General features: G+C 68.5%; 21 protein-coding genes. 11 read left to right on the forward strand and 10 right to left on the reverse strand.

The window, feature by feature from the left end; all coding sequences use genetic code 11:
- Window positions 1-17: 17 nt before the first annotated feature.
- Complete coding sequence (locus NOV74_RS14820; RefSeq protein WP_257314090.1) at window positions 18-530, forward strand: DUF4149 domain-containing protein; 513 nt, start codon at window positions 18-20, stop codon at window positions 528-530.
- Here the strand turns inward: NOV74_RS14820 and hflX are convergent.
- Window positions 521-1,708, reverse strand: a complete 1,188-nt coding sequence (hflX, locus tag NOV74_RS14825) for a GTPase HflX (protein ID WP_257314091.1) — start codon at window positions 1,706-1,708, stop codon at window positions 521-523. The two genes, NOV74_RS14820 and hflX, sit on opposite strands and share 10 nt — an antisense overlap.
- 89 nt (window positions 1,709-1,797) lie before the next feature.
- On the opposite strand from hflX, the gene NOV74_RS14830 reads away from it, so the two are divergent.
- Window positions 1,798-3,024: an FtsX-like permease family protein gene (locus NOV74_RS14830; RefSeq protein WP_257314092.1), complete on the forward strand. Its 1,227-nt coding sequence runs from the start codon at window positions 1,798-1,800 to the stop codon at window positions 3,022-3,024.
- Window positions 3,021-3,671 carry an ABC transporter ATP-binding protein gene (locus tag NOV74_RS14835; RefSeq protein WP_257314094.1) on the forward strand — a complete coding sequence of 217 codons (651 nt, stop codon included), beginning with the start codon at window positions 3,021-3,023 and terminating at the stop codon, window positions 3,669-3,671. Before NOV74_RS14830 ends, NOV74_RS14835 begins: the two co-directional genes overlap by 4 nt.
- 7 nt (window positions 3,672-3,678) lie before the next feature.
- Here the strand turns inward: NOV74_RS14835 and NOV74_RS14840 are convergent, their stop codons facing one another.
- The 3 genes from NOV74_RS14840 to NOV74_RS14850 are packed head-to-tail and all read right to left on the reverse strand — an operon-like array spanning window position 3,679 to window position 5,834.
- The gene (locus NOV74_RS14840) at window positions 3,679-4,554 is read right to left on the reverse strand and encodes an NAD(P)-dependent oxidoreductase (protein ID WP_257314095.1); all 876 of its coding nucleotides are present in this window, start codon (window positions 4,552-4,554) and stop codon (window positions 3,679-3,681) included.
- 20 nt (window positions 4,555-4,574) lie between these two features.
- Window positions 4,575-5,012, reverse strand: a complete 438-nt coding sequence (ruvX, locus tag NOV74_RS14845; RefSeq protein ID WP_257314096.1) for a Holliday junction resolvase RuvX — start codon at window positions 5,010-5,012, stop codon at window positions 4,575-4,577.
- A gap of 27 nt (window positions 5,013-5,039) precedes the next feature.
- Window positions 5,040-5,834 (reverse strand): SHOCT domain-containing protein, encoded by a 795-nt coding sequence (locus NOV74_RS14850; protein ID WP_257314098.1) that lies wholly within the window; start codon window positions 5,832-5,834, stop codon window positions 5,040-5,042.
- A gap of 189 nt (window positions 5,835-6,023) precedes the next feature.
- Here NOV74_RS14850 and NOV74_RS14855 point away from each other — a divergent pair, with 189 nt between their 5' ends.
- On the forward strand, window positions 6,024-6,503 hold the full coding sequence (locus tag NOV74_RS14855; RefSeq protein WP_257314100.1) for a methylated-DNA--[protein]-cysteine S-methyltransferase: 480 nt from the start codon (window positions 6,024-6,026) through the stop codon (window positions 6,501-6,503).
- A gap of 56 nt (window positions 6,504-6,559) precedes the next feature.
- On the forward strand, window positions 6,560-7,891 hold the full coding sequence (locus NOV74_RS14860) for a hypothetical protein (RefSeq protein ID WP_257314101.1): 1,332 nt from the start codon (window positions 6,560-6,562) through the stop codon (window positions 7,889-7,891).
- Window positions 7,892-7,947: 56 nt separating this feature from the next.
- On the opposite strand, the gene NOV74_RS14865 is transcribed toward NOV74_RS14860, so the two are convergent.
- The 3 genes from NOV74_RS14865 to NOV74_RS14875 form a co-directional block, all read right to left on the reverse strand.
- Window positions 7,948-8,607: a Rossmann-fold NAD(P)-binding domain-containing protein gene (locus tag NOV74_RS14865; RefSeq protein ID WP_257314103.1), complete on the reverse strand. Its 660-nt coding sequence runs from the start codon at window positions 8,605-8,607 to the stop codon at window positions 7,948-7,950.
- Window positions 8,604-9,665: an MBL fold metallo-hydrolase gene (locus NOV74_RS14870; RefSeq protein WP_257314104.1), complete on the reverse strand. Its 1,062-nt coding sequence runs from the start codon at window positions 9,663-9,665 to the stop codon at window positions 8,604-8,606. The genes NOV74_RS14865 and NOV74_RS14870 overlap by 4 nt, the downstream gene beginning before the upstream one ends.
- 97 nt (window positions 9,666-9,762) lie before the next feature.
- Entirely contained in the window at window positions 9,763-10,680 is a 918-nt protein-coding gene (locus NOV74_RS14875; protein ID WP_257314107.1) for an oxidoreductase, read from the reverse strand.
- 89 nt (window positions 10,681-10,769) lie between these two features.
- Between NOV74_RS14875 and NOV74_RS14880 the strand changes: the two genes are divergently transcribed.
- Together NOV74_RS14880 and murB are read left to right on the forward strand one after the other, a co-directional pair.
- On the forward strand, window positions 10,770-11,354 hold the full coding sequence (locus tag NOV74_RS14880) for a TetR/AcrR family transcriptional regulator (RefSeq protein ID WP_257314109.1): 585 nt from the start codon (window positions 10,770-10,772) through the stop codon (window positions 11,352-11,354).
- A gap of 23 nt (window positions 11,355-11,377) precedes the next feature.
- Complete coding sequence (murB, locus tag NOV74_RS14885; RefSeq protein WP_257314112.1) at window positions 11,378-12,271, forward strand: UDP-N-acetylmuramate dehydrogenase; 894 nt, start codon at window positions 11,378-11,380, stop codon at window positions 12,269-12,271.
- Between the two features lie 57 nt (window positions 12,272-12,328).
- Here the strand turns inward: murB and NOV74_RS14890 are convergent, their stop codons facing one another.
- From NOV74_RS14890 to NOV74_RS14900, 3 genes are all read right to left on the reverse strand, one after another.
- Complete coding sequence (locus NOV74_RS14890; protein WP_257314114.1) at window positions 12,329-12,961, reverse strand: dihydrofolate reductase family protein; 633 nt, start codon at window positions 12,959-12,961, stop codon at window positions 12,329-12,331.
- Window positions 12,962-13,117: 156 nt separating this feature from the next.
- Window positions 13,118-13,525, reverse strand: a complete 408-nt coding sequence (locus tag NOV74_RS14895; RefSeq protein WP_243303465.1) for a YciI family protein — start codon at window positions 13,523-13,525, stop codon at window positions 13,118-13,120.
- An 83-nt stretch (window positions 13,526-13,608) separates the two neighbouring features.
- Window positions 13,609-14,856, reverse strand: coding sequence for an RNA polymerase sigma factor (locus NOV74_RS14900; RefSeq protein ID WP_257314118.1), 1,248 nt, complete (start codon window positions 14,854-14,856; stop codon window positions 13,609-13,611).
- An 84-nt stretch (window positions 14,857-14,940) separates the two neighbouring features.
- On the opposite strand from NOV74_RS14900, the gene NOV74_RS14905 reads away from it, so the two are divergent.
- The 4 genes from NOV74_RS14905 to NOV74_RS14920 all read left to right on the forward strand — a co-directional run bounded on the left by NOV74_RS14905 (window position 14,941) and on the right by NOV74_RS14920 (window position 21,110).
- Window positions 14,941-15,729 (forward strand): cell division protein FtsQ/DivIB, encoded by a 789-nt coding sequence (locus NOV74_RS14905; RefSeq protein WP_257314120.1) that lies wholly within the window; start codon window positions 14,941-14,943, stop codon window positions 15,727-15,729.
- Between the two features lie 93 nt (window positions 15,730-15,822).
- A complete protein-coding gene (gene ftsA / locus NOV74_RS14910) occupies window positions 15,823-17,037 on the forward strand; it encodes a cell division protein FtsA (protein WP_257314123.1) in 1,215 nt (404 codons plus the stop codon).
- A 35-nt stretch (window positions 17,038-17,072) separates the two neighbouring features.
- Window positions 17,073-18,344 (forward strand): cell division protein FtsZ, encoded by a 1,272-nt coding sequence (ftsZ, locus tag NOV74_RS14915; protein ID WP_257314126.1) that lies wholly within the window; start codon window positions 17,073-17,075, stop codon window positions 18,342-18,344.
- A 171-nt stretch (window positions 18,345-18,515) separates the two neighbouring features.
- Entirely contained in the window at window positions 18,516-21,110 is a 2,595-nt protein-coding gene (locus tag NOV74_RS14920; RefSeq protein WP_257314129.1) for a cation-translocating P-type ATPase, read from the forward strand.
- Window positions 21,111-21,113 lie beyond the last annotated feature (3 nt).

Genomic DNA, 21,113 nt, shown 5'->3' on the forward strand with positions numbered 1-21,113 from the left:
CTTCGATCCAGGAATCCATGAGCCCCAGCACGCTTCGCCGTCTTGACCGCATCTCTGTAGCCCTCCTGCTGCTCTGGGCGGGAGCGGCCCTGGGTTTCGGGGTGTTCTCCGCACCGGTCTTCTTCCGGGAACTGCCCAGCCGGGATGTGGCGGGCCATATTGCCGGGTTGATCATCGGCCGTCTCGACTGGGCGGCCTGGACGGCCTTCGGACTGGCAGGCCTCAGCTGGGGTGCCCGCTGGATGGCCGAACTGCAGGAAGAGCTCATCGGCCCCATCCGCCTCTGGAGCGCCGCCTGGCTGGTGGCCATGCTCATGTGCCTGGCGAGCACCTTCGTGGTGACGCCCAAGGTGCGGGCGATCCGCGCCAGGATCGGCGCGCCCATCGAGACCCTGGCGCCGGACCATGCCGACCGCGTGGCCTACAACAAGGCCCACGGCGTCAGCCGCAACCTCTTCTTCCTGCGCATCCTGCTGGCCCTGGGCCTCGCGGCCACCGTGGGGATGATGCCCCGGAAGGATCAGGAGTAGGCCGGGTCCGGCAGCTCCCAGGCCTCCAGCTCCCGGGGCATGGGTGGCCCGGGGATCAGCTCCCGCAGCCATCCCCGGATCTCGGGGATGCCCGTGCCATGCAAGGCGCAGGCCTGGACGGCCCCAGGATGGCGCTTTTTCAGGTCCAGCTTCTGGGGCCGGTGAAGGCGGTCCACCTGGTTCAGCACCAGCAGACGGGGCTGGGCGTCGTCGTCCTCGGGCGCGCAGCCGATCTCCCGGAGGGTGGCGCCCACCACCCGCAGATGCTCCTCCAGGTCCGGATGGGCGGCGTCGGCCACCACCACCAGGGCGTCCGCCGTGCGCACCTCCCCCAAGGTGCTGCGGAAGGCCGCCACCAGCTGGTGGGGCAACTTGCGGATGAAGCCCACGGTGTCGGCCACCAGGCAGTGCTTGGGCGCGCCGCTGCCCTCGCCGGTCACGACGTCGAAGTCCTGGCCCAGCCAGGCCTTGCGGGTGGTGGTGTCGAGCGTGGCGAAGAGCAGGTCCCGGGGCTCACCCTCGCCCGTGAGGGCCTTCAGGAGGGTGGTCTTGCCGGCGTTGGTGTAGCCCACCAGGACCACCCGAGGCAGGCCCTGGGGTCGGCCCTGGCGCTGGGTCTCCCGCACCTGCTCGAGGTGGGTGAGCTCCCGCTTGAGCTGGCTGATGCGGGTGCGGATCATGCGGCGGTCCACCTCGATCTGCGTCTCACCGGGGCCGCCGCGCAGGCCCACACCGCCGCCCTGGCGTTCCAGGTGGGTCCAGGCCCCCTTGAGGCGGGGCAGCTCGTACTCGAGCCGGGCCAGTTCCACCTGGGCCTTGGCCTCCCGGGACTGGGCCCGCTGTTCGAAGATGCTGAGGATGAGGCCCGTGCGGTCCAGGCAGATGAGGTTGGTGAGCTTCACGATGGCGTTCACCTGGCTGCCGCTCAGCTCGTCGTCGCAGATGAGGTGGCGAACCCCCTGCCGGGCCGCCTCGTCGGCCAGCGCCTGCAGCTGGCCGGAGCCGTAGAAGGTCCGGGTGGCGATCTGGGACCGCTTCAGGATCCGCCGGGTCTGGACCTCGAATCCGCAACTCCGGGCGAGTTCGGCCAGTTCCAGGAGGTGATCCTGGATGCGGTCCTCCCGGTCCTCGGGGCCCTGGCGGGCGATGAGCAGACAGCGGGGAGGGGTTTCGGCCATGAGGCAAAGCTGCCGTGTCCGAGGGCAATAATCAAGCCCTGGCGCCCGGAAACCATGCCCGGCCTCCGGGCGGCGGCTACCCTGGAGCCATGCCCTTGTTTGAACGCACCATCGCCGACCGCTATCTGAAGACCCACCGCAAGGGGGCCTTCGTCCGGATCATGGTCATCCTCACCCGTTTCGGGACGGCCCTGGGCGTCTTCGCCATGGTGGTGACCCTGGCCCTGATGAACGGCATTCGCGATGAGATCCAGGCCACCCTCTACAGCGCCACGGCCCACTTCACGGTGTACCACCTGGCCGGCGACATTCCCGACACTGAGGGCGCCCTGAAGACCATCCAGGCCGTCTCCGGGGTCCAGGCCGCCTCGCCCATCCGGATCGAGAAGGGCCTGCTGCGGCGCACCGACAGCGACATGCCGCCGGAGCCGGTGGTGATCAAGGCCGTGGATCCCGCCACAGCCCACGGTACCTCGAGCATCTTTGATTCCATGCAGCCCATCCCCGTGGAGCAGTTGAAAGAGGGCGAGATTATCCTGGGCAAGGAACTGGCCCAGCGTCTCAGCCTCAAGGTGGGCGACACCGTGGCCCTGGCTTTCTTTCGCTTGGAACTTGGACTGGGCGGCCAGCAGCCCAAGGTGGCGGCCTTCCGCGTAGCGGGGACCTTCTACAGCCACAGCTCCGAGTACGACAAGGCCTGGGCCTTCATCCACCTGGCGGACGCCATGCGGATTGCCCGGTCCGACGGCCGGGCGGAAATGATCGAGGTGCGTGCTCAGAGCATCGACCTCATCGAGAAAGTGAAACCCCGGGTGCTGGAGGTACTCGGGCCCGGCTACATGGCCACGGACCTGCGGGAGTCCAACAAGACGCTCTTCGCCGCGCTGGCCCTGGAAAAATGGGGATTTGCCGCGGTATTCGGCCTCATCGTGCTGGTGGCGGCCTTCAACATCGTGGCGTCCCTGGTGCTGCTGGTGACGGAGAAGCGGCGAGACCTGGGCGTCCTGCTGGCCCTGGGGGCCACGCCGAAACAGATCCAGCGGCTCTTCGAGCTGCAGGGCCTGCGCATCGGCGTCGTGGGCACGGCCTGGGGTCTGGGCACCAGCGTGCCGCTCTGCCTAATCCTCGACCGCTTCAAGCTCCTGAAGCTCCCCGCTGCCGTCTACGACTTCATCACCTACATGCCCTTCCGACTCAAGCTCCTGGATATCGTCCTGGTGGCCGTCTTCCCCCTGCTGGTCTCCTGGCTGGCGGCGCGCTACCCCGCCAAGAAGGCCGCCGCCCTGGACCCCGTCGACGCGCTGAGGGCCGAATGATCGGACAGCCGCTTTCCATCCAGGGCCTGCACAAGACCTACCCCGGCAACGCCCATCCGGTCTTCGACGGCTTCGACCTCGACGTGGCCGCTGGCAACCTCTGCGCCATCGTGGGCGTCTCGGGCGTGGGCAAGACCACCTTGCTGAACTGCGTGGCGGGGCTGGACCATTGGGAGGGCGGGACCATCACCGTGGGGGGCGGCCCCGTGCCCGAAGGCGCCGAGGCCCGGGCCCTCTATCGCCGCCGCCGCGTGGGCCTGGCCTTCCAGCAGCCCCACCTGCTTCCCGAATTCACCGTGCGGGAGAACCTCCGCATGCCGCTCCTGATCGACGGCGATGGCTCCGCCGAAGCCGAAGCCTGGATCGGCCAGCTGCTGGCCACCGTGGGCCTGGGGGATCTCGGCGAGCGTCTGCCCGGCCAGCTCTCTGGCGGCCAGGCGGCCCGGGCGGGACTGGCCCGCGCCCTGGTGCGCAAGCCCGCCCTCTGGCTGCTGGACGAACCCACCGGCAACCTCGACCCCGCCACGGCGGAAGAGGTGTTTGGCTTCCTTCTGGGCCTCCACGCCGAGCTGCGGCCCACCACCCTCCTCGTCACCCACAATCCCGGCCTGGCCGAGCGCTGCATGCGGACGGTGCGGCTGGGGTGATTCTAGGTCAGAGCCCCGCGTCCTCTCGGCTGATGCGGGAGAGCGCCGCCAGGTCCTGTTCGCCGTAGCCCTTGGCCACGGCGGACAGGAGGCGGTCCCGCAGGAAGCTGGTGATGGGCAGGGGCGCCTGATAAGCCTCGGCGGCACGAAGGGCCAGGCTCACATCCTTGAGGGCCAGCCGCAGGGCAAAGCCCGCGGGCTCGAAGTCGCCTCGTACCACGGCGCCCCCATAGGCGTCAGCCAGCGGGGACTTCAGCAGGGCCGTGTTGAGGATCTTCAGGGTGGTCTCCGGCGCCACGCCCGCCTTCTCGCCGAAGGCGAAGGCCTCGCTGAGAGCCTCCACGGCGGTGACAAGGAGGCTGTTTCCCGCCAGTTTCAGGGCGTGGGCCGTGGAGGCCCGGCCGCCCAGCGGAAAGACGCCCTGGCCCAGGACCTGGAACAGCGGCTGACACTTGGTCACCTGGTCGTCGGGACCGGCAGCCAGGATCCAGAGCTGGCCGGAGGCCGCCGCGGGCGGGCGGCCGAAGACCGGCGCCGCCACGAAGCCCTGCCCGGCTTCGGCATGGGCCTCCCCCAGGCGGGCGGACGTGGCGATGCCGATGGTGCTCATGGAGACGTGGACGGCCTCCGGGTCCAGCACCTCCAGCAGACCGCCAGGGCCGAAGGTGATGGCCTCCTCCGCGGCATCGTCCGAGAGCATGGTGATGGCGACCTCCGCCCCCGCCACGGCCTCCCGCACGGAGCCCGCCACCCGCGCCCCCAGAGCTGCAAAGGGCCGGGCCCTGGCCATGTCCCGGTTGAACACTGACAGTTCGAAGGTGCCCGCCAACCGGCGCGCCATCGGATCGCCCATCCGTCCCAGGCCCAGGAATGCGATGCGCATGGTCCCTCCGGCTGAAGGTTTCAGTCCAGCAGGTTAGCCGGAATCCCCCTGGCCCGCCGATCTTCCAGCAGTTCGCCTAGGATGACGGCCGCCGCGGCCGCATCGAGCATTGCCTTGCGCTTCTCGGGCTTCACGCCGCGTTCGCGCAGCAGGCGCTCGGCCTCGGCGCTGCTGAGGTGCTCGTTCACCAAACGCAGGGGCAGACCCGTACGGGCGGCCAGAGCCTCGCCAAAGGCCCGCGCCGCCGGCGCCGTGGCGCTTTCGGCGCCGTCCTTGTGCCGGGGGAGCCCCACCGCCAGGGCCTGCACGCCCTCTTCCTGGCAGAGCCGGGCCAGACGATCCAGGGTGCGCTCCTGCTCCTGGGGCCAGACCTCGAAGGGCGAGGCCAGGATCTCCAGCTCGTCCGAAAAGGCGAGGCCGATCTTCTTCGTGCCGTGGTCAATGGCGAGCCAGCGCATGACGTCAGACTAGCGGGAACGACCTGGCTAGAGGGACTTGAGGATGGCCTCGCGGCGGGCCTGGTACTCGGCCTCGGTGATGAGGTGGTCATCCCGGAGGCGTTGCAGCGTGCGCAGGCGCTCCGCCGTGGTCTGGTAGGCGGCCTCCTCACGGGGGCCGGGAGCGGACTTCGGGGCCGGTGCGGGCGCGGCGCTCGGGGCTGGCGCGGGGGCGGCGGGGAGCGGCGCAGCCGCGGGAGGCAGCGCCGCCGCAGCGGGCGGCAGGGGCAGGACCAGCCAGTCGGGCCGGACCCGTTGTGCGCCCGGCGCCTGGAGGTCGGCGTCCCCCGGCTGGGTGCGGGAGCCGAACACGAAGGTGGGCAGGGTATTGGATTCCAGCCAGGCGTCCATGAAGGCCAACCGGGCGTCGTGCACCAGCAGGTTCAGGGCGCCGTCCCGCACGAAGATCCGGGCCGTGAGCCCTTCGGCGCGCATGAGGTAGTGGCCTCGGCGGCTGGTGCTCACCAGCACCACGTCCTGGTTCGGTCCTGCCTGGGCCAGGGCTTCGCTCAGGGCCGGCGCCAGGGCGGCCACCTCGTCCTTGTAGAAGAGGGGGACCACCTTTCCATCCAGGGTGGCCCGCACGGAGCCCAACAGGGCGGCGAGGCCGCCGGGAGACAGGTCCACCGGCTGGGCATTGGGTGGGGCTCCGATTTCGGCGGGCACGAGCTTCACATAGGAGAATTCCCCCAGCTTCCACTCGGCGCGGGCATCGGCCTGGAGCCCGGACGGGGTCAGGGCCAGGAACAGAGCGGTCGTCGCCAGCCAGTGAGCCTGTCGCATCGGTGCCTCCGGGGGTTGCCCCAGGATAGCGGCATCGGATCTCCCGCGGGCGGCTGTGCCCGTGCTGAAGCACCACCCGGGGCTTGGGCCACACGGAGGAGGGCACGAAGCACGGCGGAGGCCAGGCTGCCATGGAGGCCGTTTCATTCCGGGACCAGACGTGATAGCACGGACCCCATGCCTGCCCCGATGTCCTCACTCTCTTTCGCCACCGGCCTGAGTCGGCTGCGCCTGGCCTGGACGGCCGAAGGCATCTGCCTTCTGCGCTTCGTGGACGGCCCCGACCGGGAGGAGGCCGCGCAGGCACCCGCCTGGGTCATGGAGGCCGTTCGGCGTCTGATGGCGCACCTGGCGGGCCAGCCTCAGGACCTCGACGGAATCCCCTTGGATCTCTCGGAGCTGACGCCGTTCCAGCAGCGCGTGGCCCAGGTGCTGCGCTCCACCCAACCCGGCCAGACGCTCACCTACGGCGAGGTGGCCCTGCTGGCGGGGTGCCCCGGCGCGGCCCGGGCCGTGGGCCAGGCCGTGAAGGCGAACCCCATCCTCATCCTGGTGCCCTGCCACCGCGTGGTGGCCGCGAACGGCTCTGGCGGCTGGAGCGCCTTCGGGACGCCGAAGCGCAAAGCGCGGCTGCTGGCTTTGGAACGGCCTGGACGTCAGATCGAGTAGACAACACTTGGGCCGGGTCTGAACATGATCCCTGCATCCACATAATCGGAGTACCCGTGTTGACGCGCGCCCGCCGCTTCCTTGGATTCGTTCTGTATTCACTCGCAGTGGCCGGTGGCGGCACGCCCGCCCCCATCGACCAGGGTTTGGCAACGGCGTTCTTCCATGAGGCCAAGGCCCTGAGCAGCCGGGATCGCGGGAGACTCTGGGGGAGCCCCCTGTACGGGCCGATGGTGTTCGTGGATCGAGTGTCTCGAAGCGTGGTCGCCAATGGGCCGGATGCGAAAGGCGCACTCCAACGATCCGGGGATGTCTGGGAGGGTCACCTGCCAGAAGCGGTGTACATCGCCAACACGGCCATCGCGTGGTCCGGCGTCCACTGGACCATGGTGGGATGGCCACTTCCAGAGAACAAGCACTCGCGCGAAGCCCTGATGATGCACGAGTGCTTCCATCGGATTCAGAAAAGCTTGGGCCTTGAGATCCAGAACCGTCCCTGTGGGCACCTTGATTCAACCGATGGACGGGTCTGGCTTCAGCTGGAGTGGCGGGCGCTTGGCGAGGCGCTCCTGGCGCGTGGGAGCGCCCGTCGTCGCGCCATCCAGGATGCGTTCCTGTTCAGGGCGTACCGCCGGTCCCTCTTCCCAGGAACCGCAGAGGCGGAGCGAGCCATGGAATTGACCGAGGGCCTGGCCGAATACACGGGCATCCGCTTGAGCGCCAGGTCCGAGGCCCAGGCTCTCACCGATGCCTTGGTGGATCTCAACCTCGGCGCTCGGAAGCCCACCTACGTTCGATCTTTTGCTTATGCTTCGGGACCCGCCTACGGCTTGCTGCTGGATTCATCGGCTCCCGGCTGGCGTCGCCACGTGAAGGACCTGCCGGATCTTGGCGATCTCCTCCAGAAGGCCCTGGCGATCAAGCTCACTCCAGAGTGGAAAGGCCAGGCCCTCGACCGTGCCACGGCTTATGGCCTGCGGGATCTCGTCCAGGATGAAACCCGCCGGGAGGATGGAAGGAAGGCCGTGGTGGCGCAGTTCCGATCCAAGCTGGTGGAGGGCCCCGTCCTGATCCTGCCTCGCACGGAAGCCCTCCACTACTCCTTCGATCCCAATCACCTGCTTCCCTTGGAGGGGCATGGCACGGTGTATCCAGCCATCCAGGCCAGCGATGCCTGGGGCTCCCTTGAGGCCTCTGAAGGAGCGCTGATGACAACCGAGAGCCTCCGCATTCCCGCGCCCGAAGATCCGCAATCCAGGCCCCTCAAGGGGGCTGGATGGTCTCTGGAACTTACCCCTGGATGGAACCTTGTTCCAGATTCTCGGAAGGGGGACTATCGCCTGGTCCAGGAGCCGGCAAAGCCCGCCCTTAATGGCCCGGTCAAGTAGGCTGCTCCTTCGCAAGCCACAATCCTGCCTTGGTATGCCTCAGTGGGTTAACGCCGTTACAGGCGGTTGATGTCTCGCGTCTCCAGGAAGGCCTTCGGCGCTTCTTCCAGTCCCGCGCGGAGCATGGCCCGGCCAAGTTGTTCGGTGGTCGTGAGGCTGTCCGGGAACAGGGCCTTCAGGATCGGGAAGAAGGGCCCCAGCACCCGGTAGAGGATGCGGTAGAGCTTCGTGCTCGAGGTGATGCCGTGGAGCGGCTGGATGGTGCCGGGACGGAAGAGATACACCGCCTTGAAGGGCAGCCGAAGCAGGGCATTCTCGGTCGCACCCTTGACCCGCGCCCACATGACGCGGCCGCGCTCCGTGCTGTCGGTCCCGGCGCCGGAGACATAGCTGAACGTCATCCCGGGATTGAGGCGGGACAGGGTCCCGGCCGCGGCCAGCGTCATCTCGTAGGTCACGCGGCGATAGGCGTCCTCGGTCAGGCCCGCCGAGGAAACGCCCAGGCAAAAGAAGCAGGCGTCCAGGCCGGACAGGTCGGCCTCGATCGGACCATAGTCGAAGAAATCCGTATGGACGAGCTCCTTCAGCTTCGCGTGCTTCTGGCTCGTGGGTCGGCGAACGAGAGATACGATCTGGGTGACCCGCGGATCGAGCAGGCACTCGCGCAGGACACCCTGACCGATCATGCCCGTGGCACCGAAAAGCAGGACCTTCATGGGAGACCTCCCTGGAGGAGAGCGGGCCGTCCGTCCAGCGTGGCACGGATGGGAACCTCCGCCCCGGTCTTCCAAGGCAGGTCGGGCCACCAACGCTGGTGGGGCGGGGTCTCAGGCTCGAAGCCCTCGCCGGGCCGTGGTATCGCCACGGTGGCGCCGACCTGACCAGCCGCCGCGAGCACCCGCTCCACGGGTTCGGTCCAGCCATGGGCGGCCAGATCGAAGAGGCCCCAGTGGATGGGCAGCAGCACCCGGCCGCGCACCATACTGAGGGCCGCCACGGCCTGCTCGGGCCCCAGGTGCCAGTCCGGCCAGGCCGGGTTGTAGGCGCCGGCCTCGATCATGGCCAGGTCGAAGGGCCCCAGGCGCTCGCCGATGTCCGCCAGGCCCTGGAACATGCCCGTGTCGCCGGAGAAGTAGACGCGATGGCGGGAACCGAGAAAGGCGAAGCCACCCCAGAGGGTCTTGTCCTTGTCCCGCAGGCCGCGACCCGAGGCATGGCGGGCCGGGACGAGCACCACCTCCAGCTCGCCCACCTGGATCGATTCCCACCAGTCCAGCTCGGTGATGCGGGCGGTCGGCACGCCCCGGCGCACCAGCCGCGCGCCCACGCCCAGGGGTACCACGAACCGCGTGTCCCAGTCCTTCATGCGGCGCAGGGTGCTCTCGTCCAGGTGGTCGTAGTGGTCGTGGGAGATGGCCACCACCTGGGGCACGGGCACCTCCTCCAGGGGAATGAGGGGCGCGTAGAAGCGGCGTGGCCCGGCCCAGCGCACGGGCGAGGCCCGCCGGCCCCACATGGGATCCGTGAGGACGCGCGTGCCGTCCACCTCCAGGTACACCGTGGAATGGCCCAGCCAGGTGGCCCGCAGGCCCGAAGGGGCGGCCGCTTCCAGCTCGGCGCGGGTGGGGCACACGACGGGCAGGGTTTCCCGGGGCGTCGAATGCCGGTCCCGCCGAAAGAGGCTGCCGATGGCCCCCCCCGTGTCGGTCCAAAGGGGCTGGGGATTGCGGAAGCGCCCATCGCGCCACTGCGGGGATTGGGGGGATCGGTCCATGCGGGAACTCCTGAGGAAGTCGGGGGAGGAACCGGCGGCCCAGAAGCCCCCGGCCACCGCGGCGGAAAAGAGCAGGGCCACGGTTTTGCGGAAACGGTCAGATCGGATACACCACCCCCGTGCTCTGCTCGGAGTGCCGCCACATCCAGCGCTGGAGACCCCTGTCCTGGGAGAGGGCGTTGGACCGGACTCTCACCGGGGCTCCCTTCATCTCCTGGAAGCCCGAGGGCCCGAAGTACTCGCCCCCTGTCACAGAGGCATCCGTGGCGGCCCGCAGCAACGGCTGGGCCCCGCCGAAGGCATCCTGGCTCAACAGGGCCTCCAGGCCCGCGGTCCTGAGCCAGCGGATCCAGCCCGCGTGGCGCTGGAGCTCCGTCCTCGCCCAGCCGGGGTGGGCGGCCACGGAACGCGTCCTCGATCCGGCCGCCTCCAGGCGGCGCTGCAGCTCATAGGCAAAGAGGAGGTTGGCCAGCTTCGACTGGCCGTAGGCGGCCCAGGCCCGGTAGCCGCCGTCGAAGTGCATGTCGTCGGCGTAGATGTGGCCCATCCGGTGGGCGCCGCTGCTCATGGTCACCACGCGGGAGCCCGGGGCGGCCAGCAGGCGCTCCAGCAGAAGGCCGGTCAGCGCGAAGGGACCGAAGTGGTTCGTGCCGATCTGCAGCTCGAAGCCGTCCTCGGTCTTTCCGTAGGGCGGAACCATCACACCAGCGTTGTTGAGCAGCAGGTCCAGGCGGTCGAAGCGGGCCAGGAGCTCCGCGGCCGCCGTCCGCACGGAGGCGAGGGAGGCCAGATCCAGGGCCTGGACCTCGACCCGGGCTCCGGGATGCAGCGCCCGGATGTGCCGCGCCGCCTCCTCGGCCTTGGGCAGGTTCCGGCAGGCCAGGACCACGATGGCCCGGCGCGCCGCCAGGATGCGGGCCGCCTCGAAGCCGGTGCCGGAGGTGGCCCCCGTGACCACCGCCACCCGCCCGGTCTGATCGGGGATCTGGGCCCAGGTCCAATCTTCTTGAGTCATGTTGTTCTCCATGATGGATTTGACACATTGACCAATAATGTCAGAAAGCCAATATTGACAATCGGACAAATTTTGTCAACACTCTTTTCATGGGAAACGAGAAGAAGGCCCGGGTCCTGGAGGCCGCCGAATCCGTGTTCCTCCGCTTCGGTTACAGGCGGACCACCATGGGTGACCTCGCCGCCGCCGCGGGCATGTCCCGGCCGGCCCTCTACCTGGTCTTCTGCAACAAGGAGGAGGTCTTCGAGGCCGTCCTCCGGGCCTTCACCGCCCGCACGCTGGCGGAGGTCCGGCAGGGCCTGGACGCCCGCCCCACCCCCCTGGAGAAGCTGCGCTTCGCCTTTGACCTCTGGGCCGTGCGCCCCTTCGGGTTCTTCGAGGCCTCGCCGGAGCTGCGGGAGCCCCTCCACGGCGGCCTGGCCTTCGCCAAGGGGGCCATCGACCAGGCCGTGGCCGCGTTCGAGGCCGAGCTGGTGGGCATCCTCGCGCCCTTGAGCGCCACGGCGCCCGCGAAAGCGCTGGCCCCCGAGCAGATCGCCCGCGTCCTCACCCGCGCCGTCCACGGCTTCAAGGAGTCCGCCAAAGACGCCGACGAACTCCGCACCATGATCGACGGCCTGCTGGAGATGGTGCTGGCCTCCCTCCAGCCACCCCCCGGGGGGCCTGAGGCCTGAGGCCTTCGTCCATACTGGACCCGATGACGCGCCCCCTGCCCGATGATCTGCTGAAGGTCCCCCACCGCCGGGACGTGCCCTTCGCACGCCTGACCACGCTGGGCGTCGGAGGTGTCTGCCGCTGGCTCTTCGAGCCCACCACTGAAGCCGAGGCCCAGGCCTTCGTGCGGGCCTGCGCCCGGGAGGGCCTGCCCTGGCGGGTGCTGGGGGGCGGCTCGAACCTGGTGGTGCTGGGCGACATCGATACACCCGTGCTACGCTTGGCCCTGCCGAAGACCATCCAGCGCGACGGCACGCGGATCACGGCGCCGGCCAGCCACGGCCATATCGCCCTGGCGGAGGCCGCCGCCACCGTTGGCCTGTCGGGCCTGGAGTTCGCCAGCGGTATCCCCGGCTCCCTGGGCGGCGCGATCCGCATGAACGCCGGCGCCTACGGCCGCGAGTGGGTGGAGGTGCTCACGCGCTACCGCTTCCTCACCCCCGAGGGCGAGCTGGTGGAGAAGGCGCCGGAGCCCGGCGAGTTCACGTACCGCTGGAGCTTCCTCACGGGAGGTCGCGTGGTGCTCTCGGCCATGGCCCAGCTCGCGGAGGGCGATCCCGTCGCCATCCGGGCCCAGGTGGCCGACTACCGGGCCAAGCGCGGCACCAGCCAGCCGCTCTCCAAGCGCAACGCCGGCTGCATCTTCAAGAATCCGCCGGGCCAGAGCGCCGGCCGCCTCATCGACCAGGCGGGCCTCAAGGGCCTGCGCGTAGGCGATGCCGAGGTGAGCCCCGAGCACGCCAACTTCCTGGTGAACCACGGCCATGCCACCGCCGCCGAGTTCGCGGAGCTGATGGAACAGGTGCGAACGTCGGTGCGGGAAAGGCATGGCGTGGAGCTGGAACCCGAAGTGGAGATCTGGCGGGCTCACCCTTGATCTCCAACGGCCAGCGCCTCGAGATCTGATGGCCAGTTAAGCGGGGTTAGGCCGCCCTCACTGACGGACATAGCGCAGGTGTGTGGCGGCTGGACCATCAAGAACCTTGTCTATGCGAAACTGCGGCCCGGGCTCGCTTAGGTTCTCGAAGAGACGCCGCCCGCCGCCGAAAAACACGGGTGCCAAGGCGATTTCCAGCTCATCAACGACACCTAGGTTCAGATACTGCTGGATCACATCGGGTCCACCCGCGACACGAATATCACGACTGCCTGCGGATTCCCGAGCCAGTTCTAGGGCGCGCTCTGGCCCTTCATTGACGAAGTAAAAGGTCGTGCCACCGGGGCGCATCCAGGGCTCGCGTTTCTCATTGGTAAGAACGTATACCGGTGTGTGAAACGGAGCCTCTTCTGGCCAGGCGCGCTCGCCTTGGTCGAACATCCGCTTGCCCATGATGTTGGCACCGATGCGCTCGGTGGTCCTGCGAACCAGGTCATTGACCGGTCCGGTTTCTCCTCCTGATTCGAGCTTGAGGAGGTTCTCGCGAAAGTACTGTTGATTGATGAGCCAAGCCATCAGCGCACCCCACTTGGCACCCCAGTTCTTATACGCGGGATTCTTCATGGTCATTCCTTCCGGCGCCATGTAGCCATCGAGGCTAAGCGCGATGTTCACAAATACCTTGCTCATGATTTTCCTCTCGTATGTTTAGATGCCATGCAAGCTCGGGATTACGGCAGGGAAAACTCGTTGAACTCATGATCCGCGTGCAGAAGAAAGTGCACGCAAACCAAGGCAGGGAGTTGGAATCCGAAGTGGAGATTTGGCGGGCCTGATGCGCCCTGCTCAGGAAGCGGGTTTCCCCTTGGCCTTGGCACGCCGTGCCTCGCTTTCGCGAATCATCTTGTCCAGGTCCGCTGCCGGCCGGATCTCCCAAGGCCCCATCTTCAGGCCCGGATGATTCGAGATCAGGTGGATGGCGTGGTTGAGATCCCTGGCCTCCAGGATCAGGAGGCCGCCCAGCAGCTCCTTGGTCTCGGCATAGGGGCCGTCCGTCACGGACACCTTGCCCTGCTCGAGGCGCACCATGACGGCGGTGTCCGGGCCCTGCAGCCCCTCCCCGCCGACCCAGTGGCCGTCCTTCTTGAGGCCCTCATCGTAGGTGAAGCACGCGTCGAACCTGGCGTTCTGCTCACTTTGGGAAAGGGTCGACCATTGCTGGACGTCGAGGTATCCGAAGCAGATGTATTTCATGGGTGGCTCCTAAGGGGGGTCGTTCTGACCGCCTTCAACCTCTGGTCGTTCGGGGAGGCCCCATTTCGACAGGGGCCTGCGAATTATTTTTGAAGCTCGGCCACCCGCCGCTCGAGGAACCGCCGCTCGGGCCCCTGCTGGACCATTTGAAGCGCCTGGCGGTAGGAAACGAGGGCCTCTTCGGTTCGCCCCAGGCGGCGGCAAAGGTCCGCGCGAACCGCGTGTGCCAGGTGGTACTCCGTCATGTCGCGGCACGCCAGGAGGGCGTCGGTGAGGTCCAACCCGGCCTGGGGGCCGTCCCGCATGGCCACCGCCACCGCCCGGTTGAGTTCCACCACCGGCGAAGGCGCAATCCGGGCCAAGAGGGAATACAACCCGATGATCCGGCTCCAGTCCGTGGCCGAGGTGTCGGCGGCCTCCGCGTGGACGGCGGCGATGGCGGCCTGGAGCGTGTAGGCGCCCACCCGACGGGAGGCCAAGGCCTGGTCCACCAGCGCTCTCCCTTCGGCCATCAAGGCTCGGTCCCACAGGGAACGGTCCTGGTCCTCCAGCAGCACCAGGTCTCCCTCCGACGAGGCCCGCGCGGCCCTGCGGGACTCCTGCAGCAGCATGAGGGCCAGGAGGCCCATCACCTCCGGGTCCGGCAGCAACTCGAGGAGCAGCCGTCCCAGGCGGATCGCCTCGCCCGAGAGATCTGGTCGCGTCAGCGCCTCTCCTGAGGAGGCGGAATAGCCTTCGTTGAACACCAGGTAGACGACCTTCAGCACGGCGTCCAGCCGGGCCGGCAGCTCGGTCCGGCTGGGGATCTCATAGGGAATGCCCACGTCGCGGATCTTCGCCTTGGCCCGGACGATCCGCTGGGCCAGCGTGGACGGGGCGGTGAGGAAGGCCCGCGCGATGGCCTCCGTCGTCAGGCCGCACACTTCCCGGAGGGTCAGCGCGGTGCAGGCTTCCGGGGACAGGGCCGGATGGCAGCAGGTGAAGATGAGCCGCAGGCGGTCATCGTCGACGCCCTCCTCCTCCACGGATCCGGGCGGGCCCTCGTCGGGCAGCTCCGCCAGGGTTTCCAGCGAGGTGGTGAAGCGTGCAGACCGCCGCAGGCGGTCGATCGCCTTGAAGCGGCCCGTGGACACCAGCCAGGCGCGGGGATGGTCCGGTACTCCGTCCTTGGGCCACACTTCCAGCGCGGCCGTGAAGGCATCATGCATGCCGTCTTCGGCCAGGTCGAAATCCCCGAGCAGTCGGATCAACGAGGCCAGGATGCGGCGCGACTCCGACCGGAAGAGCGAAGCGAGGAAATCCGGAATGCCTTCGGGGACGATCGAGGCCATGCGGGGCGCCCTCCCAGGTTCTAGAGAATATAGGAGGCTTCCAGGCCCTCCAGACCTTCGCCTCCAGGCGGTAGACTGACCCCCATGTCCATGCTTCCCCGCACCCGCCCGAAGCGCCCCTGGTTCCCCTGGGTGCGGGCGGGGATCACCGTGGCGGTGCTGGGCGGCGGGGCCTGGGCACTGATGGAGCTGGGCACGCGGTACCTGGGGCTGCAGAAGCTCACCATCGAGCAGGTCAGCGTGAGCGGCTGCCGGGGCGAGCGCCAGGCCGAGATCCAGGCCCTGGCGGAAAAACTGGTACTGGGGAAACCCCTGTTCTGGGTGGACGCCGAGGAGCTGCGGGCCCGGATCGAGGCCAAGCGCTGGGTGCGCAACCTCCAGATCCGCAAGGATCCTCCGGATCGCCTCAGCCTGGTGGTGGAGGAGCGCCGCCCCGTCCTCTGGCTGGTGCGCAGCAACGGGGTGTTCCTGGTCTCGGATGACGGCATCCTGCTGGATCGGGTCAACCAGGCAAACCTAAGCCCCATTCCCGTGGTGGTGGATCCCGCCAGCCAGACGGACCAGGGCCTGGCCCGGCTTGTGAGCGCTGCACGGACTTTGAGGGAAAAGCAGGCCGGCTTTTACGACCGGGTGACTGAGTTCCGGTGGAGCGCGAAGGGGCCCGTGGCCTACATCGAAGGGCTCCCGGCTCCGATCTACCTGTCTCGTCAGGATGTGACGAAAAACGTGCCCAATTTCCAGGGCCTGTTCGTGGATCGCCTCTCCCAGCGGCCGGATCTGGCCCGGCTTCGGTACATCGACCTGCGCTGGGACGAGGAGGTCGCCGTGGGGGAACCCGAGGATGCCCCGGCCCCCGCCAAGACACCACGCTGACCTGCGCGGGAAGAAAGCGGCGTTTTTTCCCTGCGCAAAGACTCGAACCTGGCGCGGAAGTGGTGTACACCTAGAGCAAGGAAAAGGATCTTCATGCCTCAGCGTGCCGTTCTCCTAGGCCTCGACCTTGGTGCAAGCAAAGTAGTGGCGGTGGTGGCCGTCCAGGAAGAAGACGGGACGCTGAATGTGACAGGCACCGGCCAGGCCTCGCCCCAGGGCGGGTTCACCCAGGGCCAGATCACCGACATGGACCTCTGCACCCGCGCCATCGTGCGGGCGGTGGAAGAGGCCATGAACACGGCCGGGCAGACCAAGGTGGATGGCATCCGCGTGGCCGTGGACGGCATCCAATTCAAGGGCGAGAACCTCCGCGATTCCATCACCATCAGCAGCGGCGACAAGATCATCACCGCTTCGGACCGCGACCGCGTGCTGGAGCAGGCCACCAACGGCTGCAAGCTGGCCAAGGAAGAGCTCGTCCTCCACCGCATCCCGCAGATGTTCCACATCAAGGGCCAGCGCGACATCCGCAACCCCGTGGGCATGTTCGGCGAGTCGCTGGAGGCCGAGGTCCGCATCATCGTCGCGCCCAGCCCCGTCATCATGAACATCAACCTGGCCCTCAAGAACGCGGGCCTGCATGGTGCCGAGCTGATGTACTCGCCCCTGGCCAGCGCCGAGGCCGTGCTCAGCCGCGAAGACCGCGAGAATGGCGCCGTGGTGGTGGACATCGGCGAACACCTCACCCACCTGGGCATCTTCCTGCACGGCACCCTGTTCCACTCGGCGGTCATCCCCATCGGTGGCATGCACTTCACCCGCGATCTGGAGATCACCAAGCACCTGGGCGGCATCACCGCCTCCGAGCGCATCAAGATCCGCTTCGGCACCGTGCTGCACAGCCATGTGCCCGTCGAGGAATCGGTCGAGCTTGAGGAGGAGGGCCGGCTGGTCTCCCGCCGGGAGATCGCCGAAGTCCTCCAGGCCCGGGCCGCGGAGCTGCTCAACCTCGTGCTCGCCGAAATGGGCCGCACGGGCCTCATGCACGAGATCCACGGCGGCGTGCACCTGGTCGGCGGCGGCGCGCTGCTCACCCACCTTCCCATCCTGGCCCAGACCATCCTGGGCCGTCCCCGGGTGGTGCTGGGCCGTATCCTCGGCGTCTCCGGCCTGCCCCAGGCCACTGGCAACCCCTACTTCGTGAATGCCCTCGGCGCCGTGAAATCCCTTGCCCGGGACATGAGCGAAACCCGCGGCAAGCAGGACCGGGGCGATGGCTTCCTCGGCCGTTTCAAGAAGCTCTTCTAGCCATGTCTTCAGCCATAACCCAATCGGGAGTTCCGATGTCCGAGACCCCCTTCCTGCCCTGCCCCCACAGCCTGCCCGGCGCCAACATCAAGGTGCTCGGCGTGGGCGGCGCGGGCTGCAACGCCATCAACCGCATGATTGAGAGCGGCGTGACCGGCGTGCAGTTCATCGCCATGAACACGGACCAGCAGAGCCTCTCCCAAAGCAAGGCCCACCTGAAGCTGCCCCTGGGACCCCAGAGCAGCCGGGGCCTCGGGGCGGGCGGCAGCGCCGAGCGCGGCGCCGTGGCGGCCGAGGAAAGCCGCGAGGAAGTGCTGGCGGCCCTCCAGGGCGCCGACATGATCTTCATCACCGGCGGCATGGGCGGCGGCACGGGCACCGGCGCCGCGCCCGTGCTGGCCAGCTACGCCCGGGAGTTGGGCGCCCTCACCGTCGCCGTGGTGCTCACGCCGTTCGCCTGGGAGGGCCGCAAGAAGGGTGACCTCGCCCTCGCCGGTCTGGCCAACCTGCGGGACACCGCCGACACCGTCATCGTGGTCAGCAACGAGCGTCTGAAGACCGTCTGCGATGCCCGCGTCACCATGAAGGAGGCCTTCCGCGTGGCGGACGGCGTGCTCATCCAGGGCGTGCGCGGCATCGCCGACCTCATCCTCAAGCCCGGCATCATCAACGGGGATTTCGCGGACGTGGAGGCGGTGCTCCGCAATGGCGGCGAAGCCCTCATCGGCACCGGCGCGGGCCGCGGCGAAGAGGCCGTCATGGACGCCCTCAAGAAGGCCCTGGCCTGCCCCCTGCTGGAGCGCGCCCAGAACGGTGCGGCGGCCAATGTGATGGTGTCCATCACCGCCGACTGGGAGGTCATGGAGGCCTCGGCCATTGAGACCGCCATGAACTATCTGCAGGATCACTACAACGGGCGGCCCGACATCAAGGCCTGCACCGTGGAAGGTGAGGGCATGGAAGATCGGGTGCTCGTCACCGTGCTGGCCAGCGGCTTCGACCAGGAGGAGAAGCTCGAACAGGACCGGCGCCATAGCCTGCACCTGGGCGGCGCCCTGGGGGGCGCGACCGCGCCGGCGCCGACCGTCGCGGTTCAGCCGATCGATGGCCAGGCCATCCTCGTTCCCGTGAACGGTGTCAGCGGCCGCGTCTACGGCGAAGTGCCCGCGGGCGAGCAGCAGGGCCCTACGCCCACCCGCCTGCTGCCCCAGGCCCCCACCCCCAGCGGCGAGCTGCCTGGCGGCAACGACGACCTCCATGTCCCCGCCATCATCCGGCTGGGCCAAGGGCGGCTGCCCATCGAATGACCGCGCGGCCGCCCATCCGGGGCCGCATCCACTGAGAGTGTTTCTCAGGATCCTGTGTTCCCGCGCGTTGGCATGTGCTGATCTCGAATTCCGCTCGGATTCGATGCCTGCGCGGGGCTAAGGTTAGGGGAATCGGCCCGGTCGTCTTGCGCCGGCCCCGCGGACCTGCCCGTGATCCCGACTGCCGCACCTCGAACGCATCGACCTTCCAGCCTCGATCTGGGCGGCTTCGCGGGCCTCTCTGAAGAGGACGCGCAGCGTCGCCTGGAACGCGAAGGTCCCAATGAACTGCCCGCCCGCGACCGGCGAGGCCTCCTGGCCATCGCCTGGGAGGTGGTCCGGGAGCCCATGTTCCTCATGCTGGTGGCGGCCGGGACGCTCTACCTGCTGATGGGGGAGCCGCAGGATGCCCTGATGCTCCTGGGCTTCGTCGTCGTGGTCATGGCCATCACCATCGTCCAGGAGCGGCGGACGGAGCACGCCCTGGAGGCCCTGCGCGACCTCTCCAGTCCGCGGGCCCTGGTGATCCGCAGTGGCCAGCAGCGCCGCATCCCGGGCCGCGAGGTGGTGCCCGGGGACCTGCTGATCCTGGTCGAGGGCGACCGGGTGCCGGCGGACGCGCTTCTCCGGGCGGGCATCAACCTGTCCGTAGACGAGTCGCTCCTCACCGGGGAGTCCGTGCCCGTGCGCAAGGCTCCGTCCACCCAGGCCCAGTCCCTGGAAGCGCCGGGCGGGGATGACCTCCCCTCCGTCTTCTCCGGCACCCTGGTGACCGCGGGCCAGGGTGTGGCCGAGGTCCTGGGCACGGGCCTTCACACGGAACTCGGCAAGATCGGCAAGGCCCTGCAGCAGGTGGAACCGGAATCCACGTTCCTCCAGCGGGAGACGGGCCGGCTGGTGCGCACGTTCGCCGTAGTCAGCCTGGTCGCCTGCACCGTGGTCGTGGTCCTCTACCCCCTGACCCGAGGTGGTGGGGCCCAGGTGTGGAAGGAAGGCCTGCTGGCGGGCATCGCCCTCGCCATGGCCACGCTCCCCGAGGAATTCCCGGTGGTGCTCACGGTCTTCATGGCGCTGGGCGCCTGGCGCATCTCCCGCAGCCGCGTGCTCACCCGGCGCATGCCCGCCATCGAGACCCTGGGCGCGGCCACGGTCCTCTGCGTGGACAAGACCGGGACCTTGACCCTCAACCAGATGACCCTCAAACGGCTGGAGGTGGAGGGCCATTCCCAGGATCTGGCCCTGCTCGGATCCGAGCTGCCCGAGCCGGTCCACGAGCTCATGGAATACGCCATCCTGGCCAGCAAGCGGGATCCCTTCGATCCCATGGAGCGGGCCCTCCACAGCGCCGGGGAACGGTGGCTGATGGCCACGGAGCACCTGCATCCGGACTGGTCCCTGGCCAAGGAGTACCCCCTCGCGCCGGACCTCCTGGCGGTCACCCATGCGTGGAACTGCGGTGATGACCAGATCGTCGTCGCCACCAAGGGAGCCCCCGAAGCCGTCGTGGACCTCTGCCACCTGCCCCCGGACCGCCAAACCCAGGTGGACGCGCGCGTGGCAGAGCTGGCTTCCCAGGGCCTGCGGGTCCTCGGCGTCGCCCGGGGTCACTACCGCACGAAGGACCTCCCCGAGGAGCATCACGACCTGGACCTGGAATTCCTGGGCCTGCTGGGACTGGAGGATCCCGTGCGCCCCACCGTCCCTGCCGCGGTGGCGGAATGCCATGCGGCGGGCATCCGCGTGGTGATGATCACCGGCGATTACCCTCTGACCGCTGAAAGCATCGCCCGGCAGGCGGGGATCGCCCACCCCGAGCAGGTGCTCACTGGGCCCGAGCTGAACCAATTGAGTGATGCGGACCTCGCAGAGCGGATCCGGGCGGTGAATGTCTTCGCCCGGGTGGTCCCCGAGCAGAAGCTGCGCCTCGTCACCGCCCTCAAGGCCAACCGCGAGGTGGTGGCCATGACGGGCGACGGCGTGAACGACGCGCCAGCCCTCAAGGCCGCCCACATCGGCATCGCCATGGGCGGCCGCGGCACGGACGTGGCCCGGGAAGCCGCCGCCCTGGTGCTGCTGGATGACGATTTCTCCTCCATCGTGGCCGCCGTCAAGCTGGGGCGGCGCATCTTCGACAACATCCGCAAGGCCGTGGCCTTCATCCTGGCCGTGCACATCCCCATCGCCGGACTGTCCCTGCTGCCGGTGTTCTTCTCAGGCTGGCCCCTGCTGCTGCTGCCCGTCCACATCGTCTTCCTGGAACTGGTGATCGACCCGTCCTGCTCGCTGATCTTCGAGGCGGAGCAGGCCGAAGCGGATGTCATGCAACGGCCGCCCAGGGATCCGCAGGAGCCGCTCTTCAGCTTGAAGGCCACCGGCCTGGCCCTGCTCCAGGGGATCACGGCTCTGGCCGCCTGCCTGGCGGTCTACCTCTGGGCCCGGCCCAGTCACGGGCACGATGTGGCCCGGGCCCTGACCTTCGCGGCCCTGGTGACGTCCTTCCTCGCCATCATCCTGGCCAACCGCTCTTGGACCCTGAGCATCCTCGGCAGCCTGAGGAACCCCAACCCCGCGCTCTGGTGGGTGCTGGGCGGTACGGTGACGTGCCTCGCGCTGGTGCTGACCTGGCCCGTGGCCCAGCGCCTCTTCCACTTCGCCTCGGTGCAGGGCCTGGATCTGCTGCTGGCCTGCGCCGCGGGCTTCGCCAGCATCCTCTGGTTCGAGGCCTTCAAGGTCCTGCGCCATCGGCGGATTCCAGCCGGAGGTTGAGCG

Source organism: Geothrix fuzhouensis, assembly GCF_024609325.1.
Taxonomy (GTDB): domain Bacteria; phylum Acidobacteriota; class Holophagae; order Holophagales; family Holophagaceae; genus Geothrix; species Geothrix fuzhouensis.